The sequence below is a fragment of the Parendozoicomonas verongulae genome (assembly GCF_009711465.1).
GTDB lineage: Bacteria > Pseudomonadota > Gammaproteobacteria > Pseudomonadales > Endozoicomonadaceae > Sansalvadorimonas > Sansalvadorimonas verongulae.
In genome coordinates, this window is sequence record NZ_SMME01000343.1 from 1 (window position 1) to 590 (window position 590).

1 protein-coding gene is annotated in these 590 nt (G+C 54.7%); it reads right to left on the bottom strand.

The window, feature by feature from the left end:
- A partial coding sequence (locus tag E1189_RS00645) for a putative Ig domain-containing protein (RefSeq protein ID WP_196220865.1) occupies positions 1-590 on the bottom strand: 590 nt, incomplete at both ends.

The window sequence follows — 590 nt, forward strand, 5'->3', positions numbered from 1 at the left end:
GGTGCCACCTTCTCCATCGGAGACATTCACTGTCAGGGTGTAATCATCCAGATCCGCATCATCAATCGTGCGGGTGGTTCTGATCTCGCCACTGGTGCTGTTAATAGTGAACAGGCCACGCTGGTCGTTTTCCAGGGTGTAGGTCAGCGTGTCCCCTTCATCGTTGGCTGTGACAGTGCCAATGACACCGGCGGCTGTGCCTTCAGGAACATTATTGAAGGTGTAGGTATCGTTGTCTGTCCCGTCGGTTTCTCCGGTAAAATCAGGAGCCGGGTTGGTGACAGTGATGGTGAAGCTGTCCTGCGCTACCGTGCCATTGTTGCCATCATCCGCCTCCACAAGCACGGTATAAACACCGCCTGCCCCACTCTGGGAGGCGCTGGTACCCAGCGTTCCGGTAATCAATCCGGTGTCCGAATCAAAACTCAAGCCTGCAGGTAGCCCCGTCACGCTCAGTGTTAAAGGATCATTGTCTGCATCGCTGAAGTTGTCTTTGACATTGATGGCCGTGATCGCTTCGCCATCTTCAAAAGCTTTGTCCGCTTCACCGGAGTCCAGCACCGGATCGTCGTTCACGTTGGTCAGGCTGA